This is a genomic window from Wenzhouxiangella sp. XN79A (genome assembly GCF_012272825.1).
GTDB lineage: Bacteria > Pseudomonadota > Gammaproteobacteria > Xanthomonadales > Wenzhouxiangellaceae.
Map to the genome: position 1 here is coordinate 260056 of NZ_JAAWWS010000145.1, position 19221 is coordinate 279276.

6 protein-coding genes are annotated in these 19221 nt (G+C 66.9%); 5 read left to right on the plus strand and 1 reads right to left on the minus strand.

What is annotated here, in order from left to right:
- Positions 1 to 9: 9 nt before the first annotated feature.
- Positions 10 to 219 carry a DUF2061 domain-containing protein gene (locus HFP89_RS07940; RefSeq protein WP_206212257.1) on the minus strand — a complete coding sequence of 70 codons (210 nt, stop codon included), beginning with the start codon at positions 217 to 219 and terminating at the stop codon, positions 10 to 12.
- A 196-nt stretch (positions 220 to 415) separates the two neighbouring features.
- Between HFP89_RS07940 and HFP89_RS07945 the strand changes: the two genes are divergently transcribed.
- The 5 genes from HFP89_RS07945 to HFP89_RS07965 all read left to right on the plus strand — a co-directional run.
- Entirely contained in the window at positions 416 to 2392 is a 1977-nt protein-coding gene (locus tag HFP89_RS07945; RefSeq protein WP_168717108.1) for an acetoacetate--CoA ligase, read from the plus strand.
- Positions 2393 to 2521: 129 nt separating this feature from the next.
- On the plus strand, positions 2522 to 11047 hold the full coding sequence (locus HFP89_RS07950; RefSeq protein ID WP_168717109.1) for an isopeptide-forming domain-containing fimbrial protein: 8526 nt from the start codon (positions 2522 to 2524) through the stop codon (positions 11045 to 11047).
- A gap of 177 nt (positions 11048 to 11224) precedes the next feature.
- Positions 11225 to 11482 (plus strand): hypothetical protein, encoded by a 258-nt coding sequence (locus HFP89_RS07955; protein ID WP_206212258.1) that lies wholly within the window; start codon positions 11225 to 11227, stop codon positions 11480 to 11482.
- 504 nt (positions 11483 to 11986) lie between these two features.
- Positions 11987 to 17635, plus strand: a complete 5649-nt coding sequence (locus HFP89_RS07960; protein ID WP_168717110.1) for a DUF11 domain-containing protein — start codon at positions 11987 to 11989, stop codon at positions 17633 to 17635.
- Between the two features lie 10 nt (positions 17636 to 17645).
- Positions 17646 to 19221 (plus strand): DUF11 domain-containing protein (locus tag HFP89_RS07965; RefSeq protein ID WP_168717111.1); only part of this gene is annotated, 1576 nt, incomplete at its 3' end.

A 19221-nucleotide genomic window follows, 5' to 3' on the forward strand; every position in this document is an offset into this window, starting at 1 on the left:
CTCGGTCGATCAGGCGCCGGTCAGCGGCTCGGGCGTGCCGACCGGGCGGGTCCGCCGTTCCCAGACGCGCTCGTGGATGAAATAGGCCACCGTGTTGATCGCCGGTTCGATCAGGGCCACCACGCCGCCCAGCGTCCAGGAGCCGGTCATCAGGCCGACCACGGTGAACGCGACCAGCATGTGGACCATCGCGAACGTCAGTGTCTTGTACTTGGCCATCGTGGCACCTGCCTGTGATGTAACGAGAATCATTATCATCCTTGAATCGCGTTCGGCCTGCAATACGAAGTTTCGATCACGCCGATATCCGGATCGAATGACCGAGCTCGCGGCCGGACTGCCCGAACGTACACGTGACGCTCGGTGGCCCGGTTCGTTAAGCTGCTGCTTTTCCGACCCGTAGACGAGCTCCGGCATGACCGATCCGATCTGGCGCCCCGATCCGGCGCGCATCCAGTCCGCCCACCTGGGCCGCTTCATCGAGGCCGTGGCGCGCGCGCACGATCCGTCGGTGAACGATTCGGCGAGCCTCTACCGGTTTTCGATCGAGCAGCCCGAGACCTTCTGGAATGCCGTCTGGGACTTTGCCGAGGTGCGTGCCTCGAAGCGCGGCGACCGGGTGACCGAAGGATGGCCGGCCATGCCCGGAACGCGCTGGTATCCGGACGCGCGGCTGAACTTCGCCGAGAACCTGCTCCGGCGATCGGACGAAGCCATCGCCATCGAGTTCGCCAGCGAAGGGCGACCGGACGACCGCATTCGCCGATCGTTGAGCTGGCGCGAGCTCGATCGACAGGTCGCCGCGGTCGCCGCCAGGCTGCGCGAGCAGGGCATCCGGCCCGGCGACCGCGTCGCCGGTTACCTGCCGAACCTGCCCGAAACGATCATCGCGATGCTCGGCGCGGCATCGGTCGGTGCGGTCTGGTCGTCGTGCTCGCCGGACTTCGGCGTGCGCGGCGTGCTCGACCGCTTCGGCCAGATCGAACCCCGGGTGCTGTTCGTGGCCGCGGCCTATCGCTACAACGGCAGGACGCATGACTGCCTGGCCCGGGTGTGCGAGCTGCTGCCGGAGCTGCCGTCGGTCGAACAGGTGGTCGTCGTTCCTTATGCGGACCCGGACCCCGATCCGTCCGCGCTCGGCCGGCCGGCCGTGCTGTGGGACGACTACACGGCCGCTGGGGCAGTCGGGGCGGGCGACCGGCCGGTCTTCGAGCCGTTGCCCTTCGACCACCCGCTGTACATCCTGTATTCGTCGGGCACCACCGGTGTGCCCAAATGCATCGTGCATGGCGCCGGCGGCACGCTGCTGCAGCACCTCAAGGAACTGCTGCTGCACACCGACCTGAAGCGCGACGACCGCTTCTTCTACTTCACGACCTGCGGCTGGATGATGTGGAACTGGCTGGCCTCGGGGCTGGCCGTCGGCGCCACGCTGGTGCTCTACGACGGCTCGCCGTTCCACCCCGACGGCAACGTGCTCTGGGACCTGGCCGATGAGCTCGACATCGCCGTGTTCGGCACCAGCGCGAAGTGGATCGCGGCCTGCGACAAGGCGGGCGTGAAACCGCGCGAGACGCATCGACTCGAGAGGCTCCGGACGATCCTGTCGACGGGCTCCCCGCTGTTGCCCGAGTCGTTCGAATACGTCTACCGCGACGTCAAGGCCGATGTGCAGTTGAGTTCGATCTCCGGCGGTACCGATATCGTGTCGTGCTTCGCGCTCGGCAACCCGATGCTGCCGGTGTACGTGGGCGAACTCCAGTGCCGGGGCCTGGGCATGCAGGTCGAGATCCGCAACGAGAACGGCGAAGTGGTCGCGGACGAGACCGGCGAGCTGACCTGTTCGAAGCCCTTTCCCTGCATGCCGGTCCGTTTCTGGAACGACCCCGACGGTGCCCGCTACGAGGCGGCCTATTTCGAGACCTTCCCGGGCATCTGGGCCCACGGCGACTACGCCCGCCTGACCCCGCGCGGCGGCGTGATCATCTACGGCCGCTCCGACGCCACCCTGAACCCCGGCGGCGTGCGGATCGGTACCGCCGAGATCTACCGCCAGGTCGAGAAGCTCGACGAGGTGCTCGAGTCGCTGTGCGTCGGCCAGGACTGGGACGGCGACGTTCGCGTCGTGCTGTTCGTCGTCCTGCGCGACGGCATCGAACTCGACGACGCGCTGATCGACCGGATCCGCGCGCAGATCCGGGCCAACACCACCCCGCGCCACGTCCCGGCCAAGGTCATCGCGGTGCCCGAACTGCCGCGCACGGTCTCGGGCAAGATCACCGAGCTGGCCGTGCGCGACGTGATCCACGGCCGGCCGGTCAAGAACACCTCGGCGCTGGCCAACCCCGATGCATTGCGACACTTTCGGGATCTGCCCGTGCTTGCCGAGTGAGGCCTCGCTCGGCGAAAGCGTGACGGTGGTCCCGATCGAGTCGCTTCAATCGAAAATTCAGCACATTTTCTGGCCGATTGGCGCAGAACTTGCTACCCTACCGCCGTTAAAAAAAAGGGGAACGAGTCCATGCTCCGCGTCATACGCGCGTTCTGCGCGTCAGTCCTGTTTGTGCCCGCCCTGGCCATCGGCCAGACCCCCGTCGTCAGCGAGAACGTCCCGCCCGAGAGTTTTCTCGGCGAAGGGTTCTGCTTCGAGGCCGATTTCTCCAACAGCGGCGCACCAGGGTACGGTCCCTATCTTCGACTGGATCTGCCGCCGGAGCTGAGTTTCGACAGCGCCGAGATCTTCGGCGTCGGCGGTTCGGTCATCAACGTCGGCGTCTTCCCCGCCGCACCGGGCAACCAACTGACCGACCCGCTGATCGACCAGCCGGTCAGCGGTATCGAAGGTCACTCGCTGCGTATCCTCGAGTTTCCTGTCGGTTCGGTGATCAGCGGCGGCCCGCTGCTGCTGGTCGAGATCTGCCTGACCATCGACCCGTCGGCCCAAGTGGGTGTTCCGCTGCCGATCGGCTTGAGCCCGGTCTATGAATTCGGCGACACCGCCACCGGCACCAACGGCCCGATCATCGGTACCGCGTCGACCCCGACTGTCACGCCGACGGTCCTGCTGTTCGACAAGCAGGACAGCGCGCCGGAATCCGAGCGCCCGCCTGGACCCAGCTGGCCGTACGACTACACGCTGACGGTCGATATCGCCAACACCGCGACGATCGAACCGCTGGTAATCCGCGACCAGTTGCCCCCCGATCTGCAGTTCGTCGGCGGCATTTCGATCACCGGCGGCGTCGGCTGCAGCGTGACCCAAGCACCGTCGCTGGTCAGCCCCGGAGGAGCGCTGGAAGTGACTTGCGCCGGAGGCACGGTGGGAACCACGTCGGCCGCGGATGTCGTCGTCGAATACTCCGGCTACATCACCGATGTGCTCAACGAAGCCGCCTGCGACATCCGGCCTCAGATCAACGACGCATCGGTACTGGCCACCTACGTCGACCCGTCGGCCACGGCGCAGCCATTGCCGCCGGTTTCGGACAGCACCACGATTTCGGCCGAACACGTCGTGGTCCAGAAGGGCGCCGCGCCGGGCCAGGCCGTTGCCGGGGACACCGTGACCTTCACGCTGCAGTTCCAGGTCACCGACTTCGGCGACGCCGATGCGCTGGTGGTCACCGACGTCCTTCCCGACGGACTCGATTTCGATTCGCACGGTTCACTGATCGTCAATGGCGCGCCGGTCGCGATCGCGCCGCTGTCGGTGACCACCAACCCGGATTCCACCGAGACGGTTGTCTACGACATCGACGCGGCGGCCGGGACGCTGGCGGCCGGCAGCTCGGCCACGCTGACCTACAGCGCCGTGATCCAGCAGACCTACGACCAGACCGGAGAATCGGTTCTGGCCTCGGATTCGCTGACCAACAGCGTCGTGGCCGACTTCGATCTGGTCCAGGGGGCGGCCGGCTGCAGCAACGGCAGCGACGCCACGGTCGACATCCTGCCGGTGGCGCTGACCAAGGAGATCATCAACCCGCAGCCGTTCTATGTGCCCGGCGACACCGTCATCTTCCGCCTGACCAAGGACGTGCCGGCTGGCGATAGCCGCGGGATCCGGTTCGAGGACTACCTGCCGCTGCCGATTTTCGACGTCAGCGACATCGACCTGGCCTTCGGCACCGATATCGTCTACGGCCCGGGCGACACGGCCGGGCTGGTCCCGGATGCGATCACCGTCGATGTGGCCCAGAATGCGCTGTTCATCGACTGGCCCGATCTGGATTCCCTGTCGGCGGCCACCATCCAGGTCGATCTGTCGGTCACCGTGACCGACGACCCGTTTGCCGACGGCCTGGCCCTGACCAATATCCTTCAATCGAGTTCGGAGAACACGCCGGGTCAGACCGCCGTGTCCACCGGACCGGTGAGTTTCAACGTCGGCGCGCCGGTGCTGGAGATTACCAAGGGGATCTCGGCGACCGATCAGAACGGCACCATCGATCCACCTGCGTCCACGCTTCCGGTCGACGGGAACATCACCGGCGTCGATGCCGGCGATTCGATCAGCTATGTCATTACCGTCGAGAACGTCGGCAGCGCGCAGGCCTTCGACGTGGTCATCACCGACCCCGGCGCGGCCGAGTTGACGGGTTGTGCCGTCGATTCGGTGACCGACGGCAACGGCGCTGCACTGTCAACGACAGGCACCATCCAGTCCGGCCTGCTCCTCGACGATCCACTGGCGGCCAACGACGGCACGCCGGGCGCGCCGTTCGGCGCCGATACTGCGCTGGTGACGCTGACCTGCGAGGTCGTCGGCACCATCGAGCCCGGCACGAACTGGGACAATACGGCGACTGCGACCTGGGCCAGCCTGGGGGGTGCGGTCGATTTCCCCGCAGTCTCCGACACGGCTTCGGCGAGCAGCGCTGAAGCGGCCGCCGAGAAATACTTCATCGACAGCTCCGAGCCGGCCACGTCGAATGCGGCCAGCCCGCCGCGCGTGGCGATCGGTGAGATCGTCCGCTATCGACTGGCCGCACGGATTCCGGAAGGCCGGATACCGAACGTGACCGTGCGCGACCTTCTGCCGACGGGGCTGCAGTTCATCGACGACGGCACGGCCTCTGCAGCGTTCGTCTGCGACGGCGCCTGCACCGCAACGGCCCAGGCGCTGGTCAACCGGCCCGGCGGCGCGGCTGCCCCGGGCTCGCTGGCCAGCGCACTGGTGTCGACGCCGATCGCGCCGGGGTCCATTCTCGGCGGCCCGTTCGGTGACGGGACCGACCCGACCTTCGCGTTCGGCCACGTGGTCAACGGAGACGACGATGCCGATGACGAATTCCTGGTCGTCGAGTTCAATGCCCTGGTGCTCAATGCGGGCACCAACCAGCAGGGTACCAACCGTACCAACCGCTTCGACCTGCGCAGCGCCGGCACCGAGATCACGCCGAACTCCAACGGCGTCACGGTCCGGATCGCCGAGCCGGCCGTCTCGCTCGACAAGAGCGCCACGCCGACGTCGGGCGATGCCGGTGACGTGATCGCCTTCACCCTCACCCTGGCCAACGGCATGGGTGGAAACGTCACGCCGGCCTACGAGGTTGCGCTGACCGACACGCTTCCGGCCGGGCTGGTCGGCCTGACCGTGTCGAGCGTCACCCCGACCGCTTGCCCCGGACTGACCACCACGGACAATACGGTCGGGGATGCCCTCGACCTGTTCTTCAGCGTGATGGCTCCGGGATGCTCGATCTCCGTCGAGTTCGATGCCACACTGACGCCGGGCGTCGCGCCGGGAACCGACGTGACGAACACCGCGTTCGCGAGCTGGACGTCGCTGCCGGGTGCCGGAACCGGGCCCAATCCGACCGGATCGACAACGCCGGGCGCGTCCGGAACGGTCACCGGCGAACGGACCGGTGCAGGCGGGGTCAACGATTACGCCGATTCCGATCCTGTAGCCGTCGGCATCCCCGACGTCGGGATCGCCAAGAGCGTGGTCGCGACCTCCGAGCCTGAAACCGGCGACGGCGAGTTCCGGTCCGGCATCGAGGACCTGGCGATCGGCGAATCGGCGACCTTCGAAATCGTCGTCACGGTTCCGGAAGGCACGACGCCGCAGGTCGTGATCACCGACACCCTTCCGTTCACCAACGGGGTGATGCGTGTGGACGCCGCGGCGGTCCTGTCGGTCGGAGCCAACCTGTCACCGGACGTGTTCTCGCCCGTGCCGATCGTCACCGATGCCCAGCTCGGCGATGGCATCGACGACTCCGTGGCGTTCGATTTCGGCCAGGTCGTCAACAGCCCCGACGGCGTGGTCAATGACGACGACCGGATCCGGGTCGGCATCACGGCCACGCTGGTCGACGAAGCGGACAACGCCAACGGCGATCCGCTGACCAATACCGCGCTGGTCCGGTTCGGGCCCGGCCTGAACGCGTCGGCCACCGCCGACATCGACGTGGTCGAGCCGATCCTGGTGGTCGACAAGGCCGGCAGCATCAACACCGGTGATGCCGGTGACGCCGTTCTGTACACCGTGACCATCCAGCACAGCGGTGCCTCGGCGGCCGATGCCCAGGACGTGGTTCTGCAGGACGTCCTGCCCGCTGACCTGACGCTGAACGTCGGCAGCATCACCCAGACCGGCGGCACGCCGGTGTTCGTGACCAATACCAGTGCCGGCAACACCGTTGCGCTGGGCTGGACCGACATTCCGCGTGGCGAAGTCATCGAAATCCAGTACGCCGCCGTCCTCGACCCGACCGTTTCGCCCGGTGAACTGTTGACCAATACCGCCGACGTCAGCTGGACATCGATCGCAGGACCGAGCGCCGACGAGCGCACCCGAAGCGTCAACGACAACCACCAGGTGATGGTCACCGAACCCGGCCTCGACAAGCAGGTCGTGGCGACCAGCGAGCCGAGTACCGGCAGCGGCCAGTTCGGCGCCCCGGAGGACCTGACGATCGGCGAGGAAGTCACCTATCGCTTCACCGTTCAGTTCCCGGAAGGCACGAGCGAGGCCGCCGAAGTCTTCGACCAGCTGCCGACCGGTGCATCGGTGCTGGGTCTGGTGTCTTCGCGCATCGTCTCGATCGGGGCCAACCTGTCGGGCGCGGGCCTGCCGCCCGCGGGTACGGCCGGCACGCCCTCGGACACCAATGCCGACATGGTGGCCGATCGGTCGACCTGGCTGCTCGGCGATGTGCTGAATACGGCCGACGGCGTCAACAATGCCGCGGACGTGATCGAATTCGAGGTCGTCGCGGTGGTACTCGACCTGCCGTCGAACCAGAGCGGCGATGTCGATCAGCTCAACGGGGCGACCCTGACCACGGCGACCTCCACCGTCAGTGGTTCGGCGCCGATCGACCTGGTCGAACCCGATGTCGACCTGGCCAAGAGCGTCATCGATCCGGCCGACGGCTTCGTCGATGCCGGTGACGTGGTTCGCGCACGCCTGGTGCTCGGTCACCGCGCCGCCAGCACCGCCGATGCCTTCAATCTGGACATCGTCGACACCTTGCCTGCGGGGCTGTCCTGGGGCGGTGACGCTTCGGTGAGCACCGACTGCGCCGGTCTGATCACCGATTCTTCGGCAGCGCCGATCATCACCTTCGATGTGCCGACCCTCGAGCTGGCCACGGACACCTGCTTCATCGAGTACGACTTCGTCGTCGATGCAACGGTGACGCCCGGCAGCAGCCTGATCAACGCAGCGGAACTGGCCTATGACTCGACGCCGACCGTGGTGTCCGGTCAGACGCGCAGCTACAGGGATTCCGATACCGCGGAAGTCACGGTCATCGCGCCGACGCTGGTCAAGGTCGCGGTCGACACCAGCCAGCCGGATACGGACATGGGCCAGGGCGATCCGACCCTGCTCGACCTGACCATCGGCGAGACCGTGACCTATCAGCTGACTCTGGTCTTCCCGGAAGGGCTGACCACCGATGCGCGACTCGTCGACCTGTTGCCTGCCGGACCGGGCGGGGTGCTCGAAGCGATCGGTGCGACGGTGACCGCGGTCGGCGGAAACATTTCCACGACCCTGCCGGGAACGCCGGTCTTCGACGACCTGCAGCTTGCGGATGGACTGGACGATACGGTCACCCTGGAGTTCGGCAACGTCACCAACGTCCCGGACGGCATCGACAGCGCGGCCGACCGCATCGTGGTCGAAATCGTTGCCCGGGTCGCTGATGTGGCGCCCAACGTCGATGGTGCGCTGCTGACCAATGTCGGCGAGTTCAGCTACACCGGCAATCTGCTGCAGGACTCGGCCGATGTCGAAGTGGTCGAGCCCCTCGTCGGCCTGGGCAAGGCCATGACGCTCGAGCTCGACGGCACTGTTCGTTTGACCCTGACGCTGAACAACAGCGGCACGGCGCCGGCCTACGATCTCGAAGTCACGGACGTGTTCGACGAAGCGAACTGGGACCTGACCGGCTTCACCTCCGTTTCGGTTCCGGCAGGCTTCGAGTTGGTCCTGCAGCCGGATACGCCGGCGGTCGGTCAGCAGACGCTGCGTTTCCGGACCGCTTCCGGGGCCGTGTCGCCGGACGGCACGCTGCCGGTCGGCGCCAGCGTCAGCGCGGTCTTCGACATTCCGCTGGCGGCGCTGCCGCCGGTGCCCAACCCGCTGCCAAATACGGCCGAACTGGTCGGTGGCGACACGCTGCCGGGCCCGGACCCGAGTGGACGGGATCTGCCGCCCGCCAGCGACACGGCTCAGATCGGCGTACCGAGCCTGCAGCTCAGCAAGACCGACGCGCTGCTGATCGACGCCGATGTTTCGGGTGACGTGTCTCCGGGCGATACGCTGCGTTACACGCTCGTCCTCGAGAACTCCGGAGCGGCGCCGGCCACCAATGTCGTGATCGACGACACGCCCGATCCCAATACGGCCCTGGTGGCAGGCAGCGTCACGACTACGCAGGGCGCGGTCATGCTCGGCAATACGGCCGGTGACAGCGATGTCCGGGTCGAGATCGCCAGTGTGGCGGCCGCCGCGACGGTGACGATCACCTACGACACGCTGGTCGACGACCCGCTGGCGCCGGCGGTCACCCAGCTGGTGAACCAGGCCGTCTTCGATAGCGACCAGCTGCCGCCGGGCTCCAGCGACGACCCCGATGCGCCGGGTCCCGAAGACCCGACCGTCGTGCCGGTGAATGCCCAGCCCGACCTCACCCTGACCAAGGATGACGGCGGTGTTTCGACCTCGCCAGGCGGCATCGTGGTCTATACGTTGAGCTACGCCAACGTAGGCAACCAGACCGCGACCAACGTCGTGATCAGCGATACGGTGCCCTTCGGGACCAGCTTCTCGCCGACCGGCAGTTCTCCGGGCTGGACCTGCGCTCCGGACGGATCGGCCGGCAGTGTCTGTTCGCTGACCCTGGCCAGTCTCGCGGCCGGGGCTGCTGGATCCTTCGACTTCGCGGTCCAGGTCGACAACCCGGCGCCCCCGGGACTGGACCAGATCGACAACAGCGCGTCGATCGGCGACGACGGCAACAACGGCCCCGATCCGACCCCGGCCAACAACGACGGCAGCGACAGCACGCCGCTGACGGCCGCGCCGGATCTGACCGTGGTCAAGGACGACGGTGGCGTCACGACCGTTCCGAACGGGGTGGTCGTTTACACGCTGAGCTTCGACAACGTCGGCAATCAGGACGCCACCGGCGTGGTGCTGACCGAGGTCGTGCCCACCCATACGTCCTTCGAAGCCGCTTCGAGCAGTGCGGGCTGGTCCTGCACCCCGGATGCCTCGGCGGGCAGTAGCTGCACACTGGCCCTGGGCACCGTTCCGGCTGGAACGGGCGGCAGCGCGCTGTTCGCCGTCCGCGTCGACGATCCGCTGCCGACCAGCGTCAACCAGATCGACAACACGGTCTTGATCGGCGACGACGGCAGCAACGGGCCGGACCCGACGCCGGGCGACAACAGCGACGGCGACACCACCCCGGTGGACAACTCGCCCGCGCTGGACGTCGACAAGGTCCTGACGTCCGCGCCGGACCCGATCGAACTCGGTAGCGTGCTGGTCTACACCGTCACCGTGACCAACACCGGCAACGCGACGCTGACCAACGTGACGATCGTCGACAGCCTGATCACGCCAACCGGCGGCACGGCCCCCTGTACCTCGGTGGCTCCGGGTGCGACCTGTACTCTGGTCGGGGAATACATCGTCACGCAGCCGGACATCGACAGCGGCAGCATTCTGAACGTTGCCACGGGCGACTCCGATCAGACACCGCCCGGTGTGGATCAGGTCGAAGTGCCGATCGCGCAGAATCCGGCGCTGGACCTCGTGAAGGTCGCCAGCCCGAACGATCCGAACGGGAACAACCAGGTCGACGTCGGCGAGGTCATCGACTATTCGCTGACCGCGACCAACATCGGTAATGTCACGTTGACCAATGTCGTGATCGTCGATTCACTGCTACCGACGCTGGTCTGCACGCCGCCGCAACCGACGACCCTGCTGCCCGGGCAGGCCTTGGTCTGCACCGGCAGCTACACCGTGACCCAGACCGATGTCGACGCCGGCTTCATCTTCAACGAAGCAACGGCCGACAGCGACCAGACGCCGCCGGTCGACGGAGACGCGAACGTGATCATCGACCGCGATCCGGCGCTGGACCTGTTGAAGACGGCCATGCTGACCGATCTCAACGGCAACCAGCTGGGCGATGCGGGGGAAACCATCGAGTACGAACTCGTGGCGACCAATACGGGCAACGTCACCCTGGTCGATGTGACGATCTCCGATCCGCTGATCGAGCCTCTCGATTGCGTGCCGACGGCGCCGGCCGTGCTGGCGCCGGGCGAGACGCTGGTCTGCACCGGTTCGTTGCAGATCGACGCAGCGGTGCTTTCTCTCGGCCAGGTCGAAAATGTCGCTACGGCAACCGGTACCGGATCCGATGGTACGGAAGTCAGCAGTGGTTCCAGCACGGTGACCTTGCTGAACGCGCCGGTTGCGATCCCGGCCCTGAGTCGGTGGAGTCTGCTGGTTCTCGTGTTCGCGTTTCTGACCGTCGCCCTGGTCGTTGGAGGCCCGTTGCGACGCGCGTAGCAGGGTGCGAGCGGCCGGAATGCGGTGAGTTATCTCGCCGCGCCCGGTCGTCCGTTCGAAGCGAACGCAGCCTATGGATCCGTGGCGTTTCGTTCGACTGCCGGGTCGAACAGTCCGGCGCAAGGCCGGAATCAACCTGTCTGGGCCGGACCTGAAAAAAAGCGACGACCGCTTGGCGTGGTTCTACGTGATGGGTCCGAGCTGGACACTGTTCCGGTCCAGAAGATCCGGACCCAGATCCGGGCCAACACCACCCCGCGCCACGTCCCGGCCAAGGTCATCGCGGTGCCCGAACTGCCGCGCACGGTCTCGGGCAAGATCACCGAGCTGGCCGTGCGCGACGTGATCCACGGCCGGCCGGTCAAGAACACCTCGGCGCTGGCCAACCCCGATGCCCTTGAACACTTCAGGTGCCTTCCCCAGCTCCTTGCGTAAGAGCGTGATCCACTTCGCGTTCGTGCGATCGGTTCGAGGTCCGGCTCGATAAATCGGACCTGGAGTGTGGAAATCCCGGCGGCTTCCTATATACTCCGCAGCTGACGCTGAACGGCATGTTCTCCGTATTTTCGTAATCGAACCGTGCACGGCGTCACGAAAAGGGGTTCCGGGGAAGTACCGAAGTTTGTTGGCTTTCAGCCGACGTGCAGCAGCGCGTCGAAAGGAAATCGAATGTGCATGCCCATGCTGGCATGAATCATGCATTCGAACTGGATACGCGGCGGCGGCCGTAGTCGCCGCGATAAAGAGCGGGGAGCCAACAAGTCCATGCCGTATCGGTCGCACGACCCTTCTGCGCAGCGCCCCTGCGCGCCCGTCCCCCCGGCCGGATTGCGCGCCGCTCGCTCGCGCTTCGTGAATGCAGGCCCCTCACGACCGCAGACCCTTCTTCCGGGCGTGGCTCCGTGCCGCACCGAACAACCACCGGGAATTCCAATGTCGATGTCCAGATCCGTGGCCCGTATCGGGTCCATTCCGTTCGCGCGTGCGCTGCACGGGGCGTTGGTTCGTGCAGGGGCGGTGCTGGCGCTGACCGTTGTCGCATCGACCGCCTCGGCCCAGCTGGCGATCGACCCGATCACCTGGGACGTGGTCGGGCTCGACAGCAATCGCCCGCTGACGTCGGGACCGGAACTGTTCCCGGTCGGCGCCGAGGTCTGCAACGCGGGTGTGGCCCCCAGTGGCCCGCTGACGGCGACCATGGTCTGGGACGATCCCGACGCTACGTGGATCGACAATCGGCCCGGCTCGCTGACCACGCTGAACTTCGATCCGCTCGCGCCGGGCCAGTGTCTGGACGCCTATTTCGAAATCCAGGTCACCCGGTCCGCGGCCGCTTTCCTGCAATCGCGGCCGTACCGGATCATCGCGACCGACGGCACGTTCACGGTCGAGACGCCGGATACTCGCCAGATCGTCGTCGAGTCCCTGGTGTCGCAGAACCGGAACACCACCAACCTCATCCGCTGGGGCCAGCAGGCCGACCAGTCCGACTGGCAGACCCTCGGTGCCGGCGGTGCGCTGAACCTCGCGGTCGGTGAGTCCTACTTCATCGAACTGACAACCGAGACCTCGACCGGCTACGAGCAGCTCCAGTCCTTCCTGACGCTGTCGAACACGATCTTCCAGGTCATTGCCGTCGAAACCACCTACAGCACGCTGACTGCGCCGGCCTCCCGCGTACCGACGCCGAATCCGAAGCTCTATGCCGACGGCTGCCTGTGGGAGGCCGATGTCGACAGCCCGAACTACCTGTCCTGCCTGGACGCCGGCAAGGCCGGCGGGTCGATCGTGACGACCTACCGGATCGACATCATCTCCGGCGGCGGCAACAACGTCGGACTCGAGGCGCTGATCTACGACAAGTCGGGTTCGAGTTTTCACTACAACACCGATTTCAGCCAGTCGCCGGGCGACCTGGTCACCTACGATCCGGGCGCATCGGGCTTCTCGAAGCGCTTCTTCCCCGACACCATCTCGATCGGCACCACCTCGCGACTGGTGTTCACCATCACCAACCCGAACCCGGTTGCGCTGGGTGGCTACAATTTCATCGACAACCTGCCGGCGGGCGTCGAAGTCGCTGCCGCGCCGAATGCATCGACGACCTGCGGCGGCATCTGGAATCCGCTTCCGGGGGACACCTCGCTGGCCTTCGATATCGGCGCCGATGTGATCGGGCCGTCCAGCAGCTGTTCGATCATCGTCGACGTCGCCGCGCCGGAAGGCACCTACGACAACGTCTCGAACCCGCTGTTCATCGGACCCGTCGACACCGGCCTGGTCGCCACCGATCAGCTGGTCGTTGCGAACCAGCCGCCGCCACCGGCCTGCCTGCCGGGGACAGCGCATTCGACCTGGACCATGGAGCCGGCGGCCGGCACCACCGTGTCGCCGCTGCCGACGACGGTCTACAACGGCGACAACGCCTTCGCTGTCGCCTCGTTCGCCGGGCGCGCAGCCGGGGCGCTGCCGGCCGGCGTACAGACCATCTCGACCATCGACGGCGTGCCGGCGAACGCCTGGGAAGGCACCGGCTGGCCGCTGGCCACGGCGCCGGCACAGCTGGGGCCGGGTCCGAACGAGGCCTCCTACTTCGAGTTCACGCTCGACACTTCGGAATTCTCGACCAACCCGGCCGAGCCGCTGACGCTGAGCTTCGACATCAACCCCGACGGCGGTGGTTCCTGGGCGTCGAACGTCAATATCACGACCAATGTCCACGTCAGCGTCGATGGCGGGGCGTTCACGACCGTGCTGAACGACAACAGCATCTCGAAGTCGACCTGGCAGACCCGGACCGTCGACTTCACGCCGGGGCTGGCGACGACCACGATCCGGATCAATGCCTCGGGCGTGGCCGGCAATACCGCCGGCGAGACGGCGCCGTTGCGCCTCGACAACGTCAGCCTGGTCGGTTGCGGTCCGGGTGCGCCGGGTACGCTTCCGGCGCCACCGGAGCTGGGCAAGGTGTTCTCGCCGGCCACGATCGGTGCCGGCGAAATCTCGACCCTGAGCTTCACCGTGACCAACCCGAATCCGGCCAGTCCGGCCGGCGATCTGACCGGCATCGACTTCACCGACAATCTGCCGGTCGGCGTTGCGGTCGCGCCGGTTCCCAACGTCGTGACGTCCTGCGGCGGTACGGTCACCGCGGACCCGGGGAGCGGCCTGATCGCGCTCGCCGACGGCGCGCTCGTTGCGGGAGCGAGCTGTTCGGTTGCCGTCGATGTGATCTCCAGCGCGGTCGCGACCCACGTCAATGTCTCCGACTTCATCTTTGCCGACGAGTCGGGCCAGAACAACACGTCGACCGGCTTCGCGACGGCGAACCTGACCGTGCTGGCGCCGCCGTCCATCGAAAAATCCTTCGACCCGGTGCTGGTCCTGCTCGGCGTGACGCCGGGCGATCTCGCCGCGCTGGAGTTCGTCATCACCAACCCGAACCCGGTCGACCCGATCGCCGGGGTTGCGTTCACCGACAACCTTCCGCCTGGTCTGACGGTCGCTGCCGCGCCCAACGTGCTCAGCAGCGGCTGCGGTCTGCCGACGATCACCGCGCCGCCGGGTGCTGCGACCATCACCATGACCGGGGGCGACCTGGCGGCCGGCGGCGTGTGCGTGATCAGCGTGGATGTCACCGGTCCGGCCGGGACCTACGACAACGTGTCGAGCAATGTTTCGCACCAGGTCGCCGGCGTAACGCTCGAGGGCAACAACGCCGCGGCACAGCTGGTCATCGATCTGCCGATTCCGGGCATTGCGCTGTCGAAGCAGGTCGGTCTGACCAACCTCCCGGACGGTGCCTGGCAGGACTACCTGGACGTCCAGCTGCCGACCGACATCTACTACAAGCTCACCGTCGAGAACATCGGCGAGATTCCGCTGAGCGCGATCTCGGTCAGCGATCCGACGCTGGACATTTCCAGCTGCACCTGGCCGGCTACGCTGCCGGTGGCCGATTTCAGCGCGCCGACCGCCCACATCGCCGAGTGCATCGTCGGGCCGATCACCATCGATGCCCAGGCCGAGACGGTCAACGTCGCGACCGCTTCTGCAACGTCCAGCTCCGGTCCGGTGCAGGACATCGACGACGCCACGATCGCCACGGTCGGCCTGGCATTCGACAAGGTGGCCGATCGGACGACGTTTTCGGCCGCCGGTGAGGTCATCAACTACACCTTCTCGGTGAGCAACAGCGGATTTGCCAGCCTCGAAGGACCGGTGGTCGTCACCGATCCGCTGATCGGGGCGGTGAGCTGCCCCGCCGTCGCCACGGTCGGCGACCTGGACAACTTCTTCGATCCGGGCGAGAGCCTGGTCTGTACCGGCAGTTTCACGACCACGGCGGCCAACGTGTCCAGCGGGTCGGTCGACAACACCGCGTTCGCCACGGTCGGCGGATTCGATTCCTTCCCCGATTCGGTCAGCGTTCCGCTGACCACGGCCGACCTGACCCTGGTCAAGGACGGCGTGATCGATGACGGCGGTGATGGTCTGGCCGATCCGGGCGATGTGATCAACTACAGCTTCAGCGTCACCAACACCGGCAACGTCACGCTGAACAACATCACGCTCAGCGACCCGCTCGTGACCGTCAGCGGCGGCCCGATCTCCAGCCTGGCGCCCGGGGCGGTCGATGCATCGACCTTCACCGCGACCTACATCATCACCCAGGCCGACATCGACGCGGGTTCGTTGACCAACATCGCCACCGCCACCTCGAGCGAAGGGGCCGGCGACACCGACACCGATACCCAGTTCTTCGGCATCGGCAGCTGTGCGCTGCCGGGCTCCGACGGCAACGCGACCGGTCTGAGCGGCGTGCTGAACACCTTCTGGCGGCCCAGCGACGGCATCTACAACGGGGCATCGGGCGGCATCGCACTGAACGACCGTCGTGGGCAGCCGCTGCCGTTGATCGAGGGCGACCTCGTACTGGTCATGCAGATGCAGTGCGCCGATCTCGACTTCTCCGACACCCTGTCGTACGGCAACGGTACGGCCGGCGAGCCGGCCAGCGGCTTCTTCGACACGCCGGCCAACTGTCGTGCCGGTGGCTACGAATTCGTCACCGCCGGGCCGGCCAGCGACAACACCTTCCTCGATCTTTCGACGACGCCGCTGGTGGCGTCCTACGAGCAGGCCGCTGCGACGGCGACGAACGGTCGGCGCACCTTCCAGGTCATTCGCGTACCGCAGTACCTGAACGCGCAGTTGGGCGGCCCGGTCACCACCGTCGACTGGGACGGCGATACGGGCGGTCTGGTCGTGCTCGATGTCGCGCTGGAACTGGACCTCAATGGTCAGGCCATCGATGTTGACGGCGCCGGTTTCCGGGGTGGCGGTGGCCTGACCGCCTCGGCTGCCGACCCGATCGAGCGATTCCGCTGGGACGACCCGTCTCGCCATGGGGCCAAGGGTGAGGGCATCGCCGGCACGCCGCGTTTCCTGAGCACCAAGCGCACGCCCGACGACGGCGCGACCGCTGCGGTGATCGATCTCGGTACCGGCTGGGGTGGCTATCCGACCGGGACCGCCAGCAGCGGCGACTTCGCTCGGGGCGCGCCGGCCAACGCCGGCGGCGGTGGCACGTTCTGGAGCGGCAGCTCCGACAACGGTGGCGGTGGCGGCGGCGGCAACGCCGGCGCCGGCGGTCAGGGCGCGGCCGGCTGGCGCAGCGCCGGATACGGCGGCATCCTGGCCGACTACAGCAATCTGCCCGAGAAGAAATGGGGCTTCGGCGGTTCCATCGTGCCGTGGTCGATCCAGCGAGTGTTCCTCGGCGGCGGTGGTGGCGCAGGCGATAACAACTCCAACAGCCTCGCGGTCCAGTCCAGTGGCGCGGCCGGCGGCGGCATCGTGATGCTGCGCGCCGAAACGCTGCTCGGCACGGGGTCGATCTCGGCCCGCGGCGGTCGGGCCACCGACAACCCGTCCAACGATGGCGCAGGCGGCGGCGGTGCCGGTGGCAGCGTCGTGGTGGTCGCGACCAATTGGTCGGCCACGCTCGACGTGGTTGCAACCGGCGGTCGTGGCGGCGACGCCTGGGCGACCGGTACGGCCGCCCATGGCTCGGGCGGTGGTGGCGGAGGCGGTCTCGTGTTGACCACGGCAGCACCGAACCTGGTCGACATCAGCGGCGGTTCGCCCGGCGTCACGACCACCACCGACTCGCCGCCGGGCGGCCCCAGTCACGGCGCACAGTCCGGTCAGGACGGTATCGCGGCGGTCGTCTCCGCCGGCAGCGACGGTCCGGGTGCGTTCGTCGGGCGGACCTGCCGGGCGGACCTGGCGATCATCAAGACCAACCCCGAGAGCCCGCTGCTTTCGGGCCAGGCGACGACCTACACGCTGACCGTGACCAACAATGGTCCGCTGCCGGCCAACGGTGCACGGGTGACCGATACGCCGTCGGCTGGCCTGTCGCTGACCACCGTCAGCTGTTCGGCCTCCGGTGGGGCGGTCTGCCCGGTCGGCCCGCTGGACGTGGTCGATCTGCTCGGCGGTGGAATCGAGATTCCGGATTTCCCTCCCGGGTCCACGATCACGCTGACGGTGGATGCCGTTGTCACGGCAACCGGACTCTGAGGGCGCGACCATGAACCGATACCCGACTCTTCGCATCGTCCGTTCGGCCCTCGTCTCGACCGGGTTGCTGTTCCTGATCGCCGCACCGGCTTCGCCGCTGCTGGCCCAGACATCGGTCACCAACCAGGCCACGGTCACAGCGCCGGCCACGGTCATCGACCCGGACCTGGCCAACAACACCGACGAGATCACGACGCCGGTCGTTCAGCAGGCGCCCGAGCTCAGCCTGGTCAAGTCGATCGTCTCGGGCTCGCCGTATTCGGCGGTCGGCGGAGTGATCCAGTATTCCTTCGAGGTCACCAATACCGGCAACGTGGCGCTGCCCGGGCCGGTGGTCATCGACGATGGCGTGACCGCCAACGAGAGCTGTCCCGCGGTCGGTTCGGTCGGCAACAACGACGGCGTGTTCGATCCGGGCGAGATCATCGTGTGTACGGCCAGCCTGCTCGTCGGCCAGGCCGATCTCGACTCAGGCGCGATTCCGAACACCGCTACGGCGATTGCCGGGGGCGTCACGTCCAATCCGAGCAGCGCGCTGGCCACGGCGATCCAGTCACCGGGCCTGGCGCTGGTCAAGACCGGCGTGCTGAATGACGGCGGCGATGGTATTGCCGATGCCGGCGATACGATCAGCTACACCTTCGCGGTGACCAACACCGGCAACGTCACGATCACCAACATCACGCTGACCGATCCACTGGTGACGGTCGCCGGCGGTCCGATTCCGAGCCTGTCGCCGGGCGCGACCGATTCGACGACCTTCTCGGCCAGCTACACCCTGACCCAGGGCGATATCGACAGCGGAACATTCACCAACATCGCCACGGTCGACGGGTTCGATCCGAACGGCACACCGGTCTCGGACTCCGATACGGACACCCAGCCGCTGACCCGGCTCGGGTCGCTGTCGCTCCTCAAGACCGGCGTGGTCGATGACGGCGGCGACGGCGTGGTCGATGCCGGCGATACGATTAGCTACAGCTTCGCGGTGACCAACACCGGCAACGTCACGCTGACCAACATCACGCTGAACGACCCGCTGGTGGCGGTCTCCGGCGGTCCGATTCCCAGCCTGGCACCGGGTGTTACCGATTCGACCACCTTCACGGCCAGCTATACGCTGACCCAGGCCGACATCGACAACGGCTCGTTCACCAACACGGCAAGCGCCAACGGTTTCGACCCGACTGGCGACCCGGTCGGGGACACCGATGACGATGTCCGCACCTTCGGCAACAGCCCCACCTTGTCGATCGACAAGACCCAGGCCGGCGGCCCCAGCCCGGTGACCGCGGCCGGCCAGACGATCGACTACACGATCGTGGTGGCCAACACCGGCAACGTGACCCAGACCGGCGTCAGCACGACCGACGTGCTGCCGGACGGTACGAACGGCACCCTGAGCGGTCCGGTCGAGTCGATCACGACCGACGGCCAGCTCGAGGTCGGAGAGACCTGGACCTACACGATCAGCTACACGGTCACCCAGGCCGACATCGATGCCGGCGTCGACCTGGTCAACACCGCGACGGTGACGACCACGCAGGTGCCGGGCCCGACCAGCGACACGGCGACCACGCCGGTCG

Excerpts from the sequence above, each read along its gene's own strand:
- HFP89_RS07940 (WP_206212257.1), bottom strand. The coding sequence starts at position 219 with ATGGCCAAGTACAAGACACTGACGTTCGCGATGGTCCACATGCTGGTC.
- HFP89_RS07945 (WP_168717108.1), top strand. The coding sequence starts at position 416 with ATGACCGATCCGATCTGGCGCCCCGATCCGGCGCGCATCCAGTCCGCC.
- HFP89_RS07950 (WP_168717109.1), top strand. The coding sequence starts at position 2,522 with ATGCTCCGCGTCATACGCGCGTTCTGCGCGTCAGTCCTGTTTGTGCCC.
- HFP89_RS07960 (WP_168717110.1), top strand. The coding sequence starts at position 11,987 with ATGTCCAGATCCGTGGCCCGTATCGGGTCCATTCCGTTCGCGCGTGCG.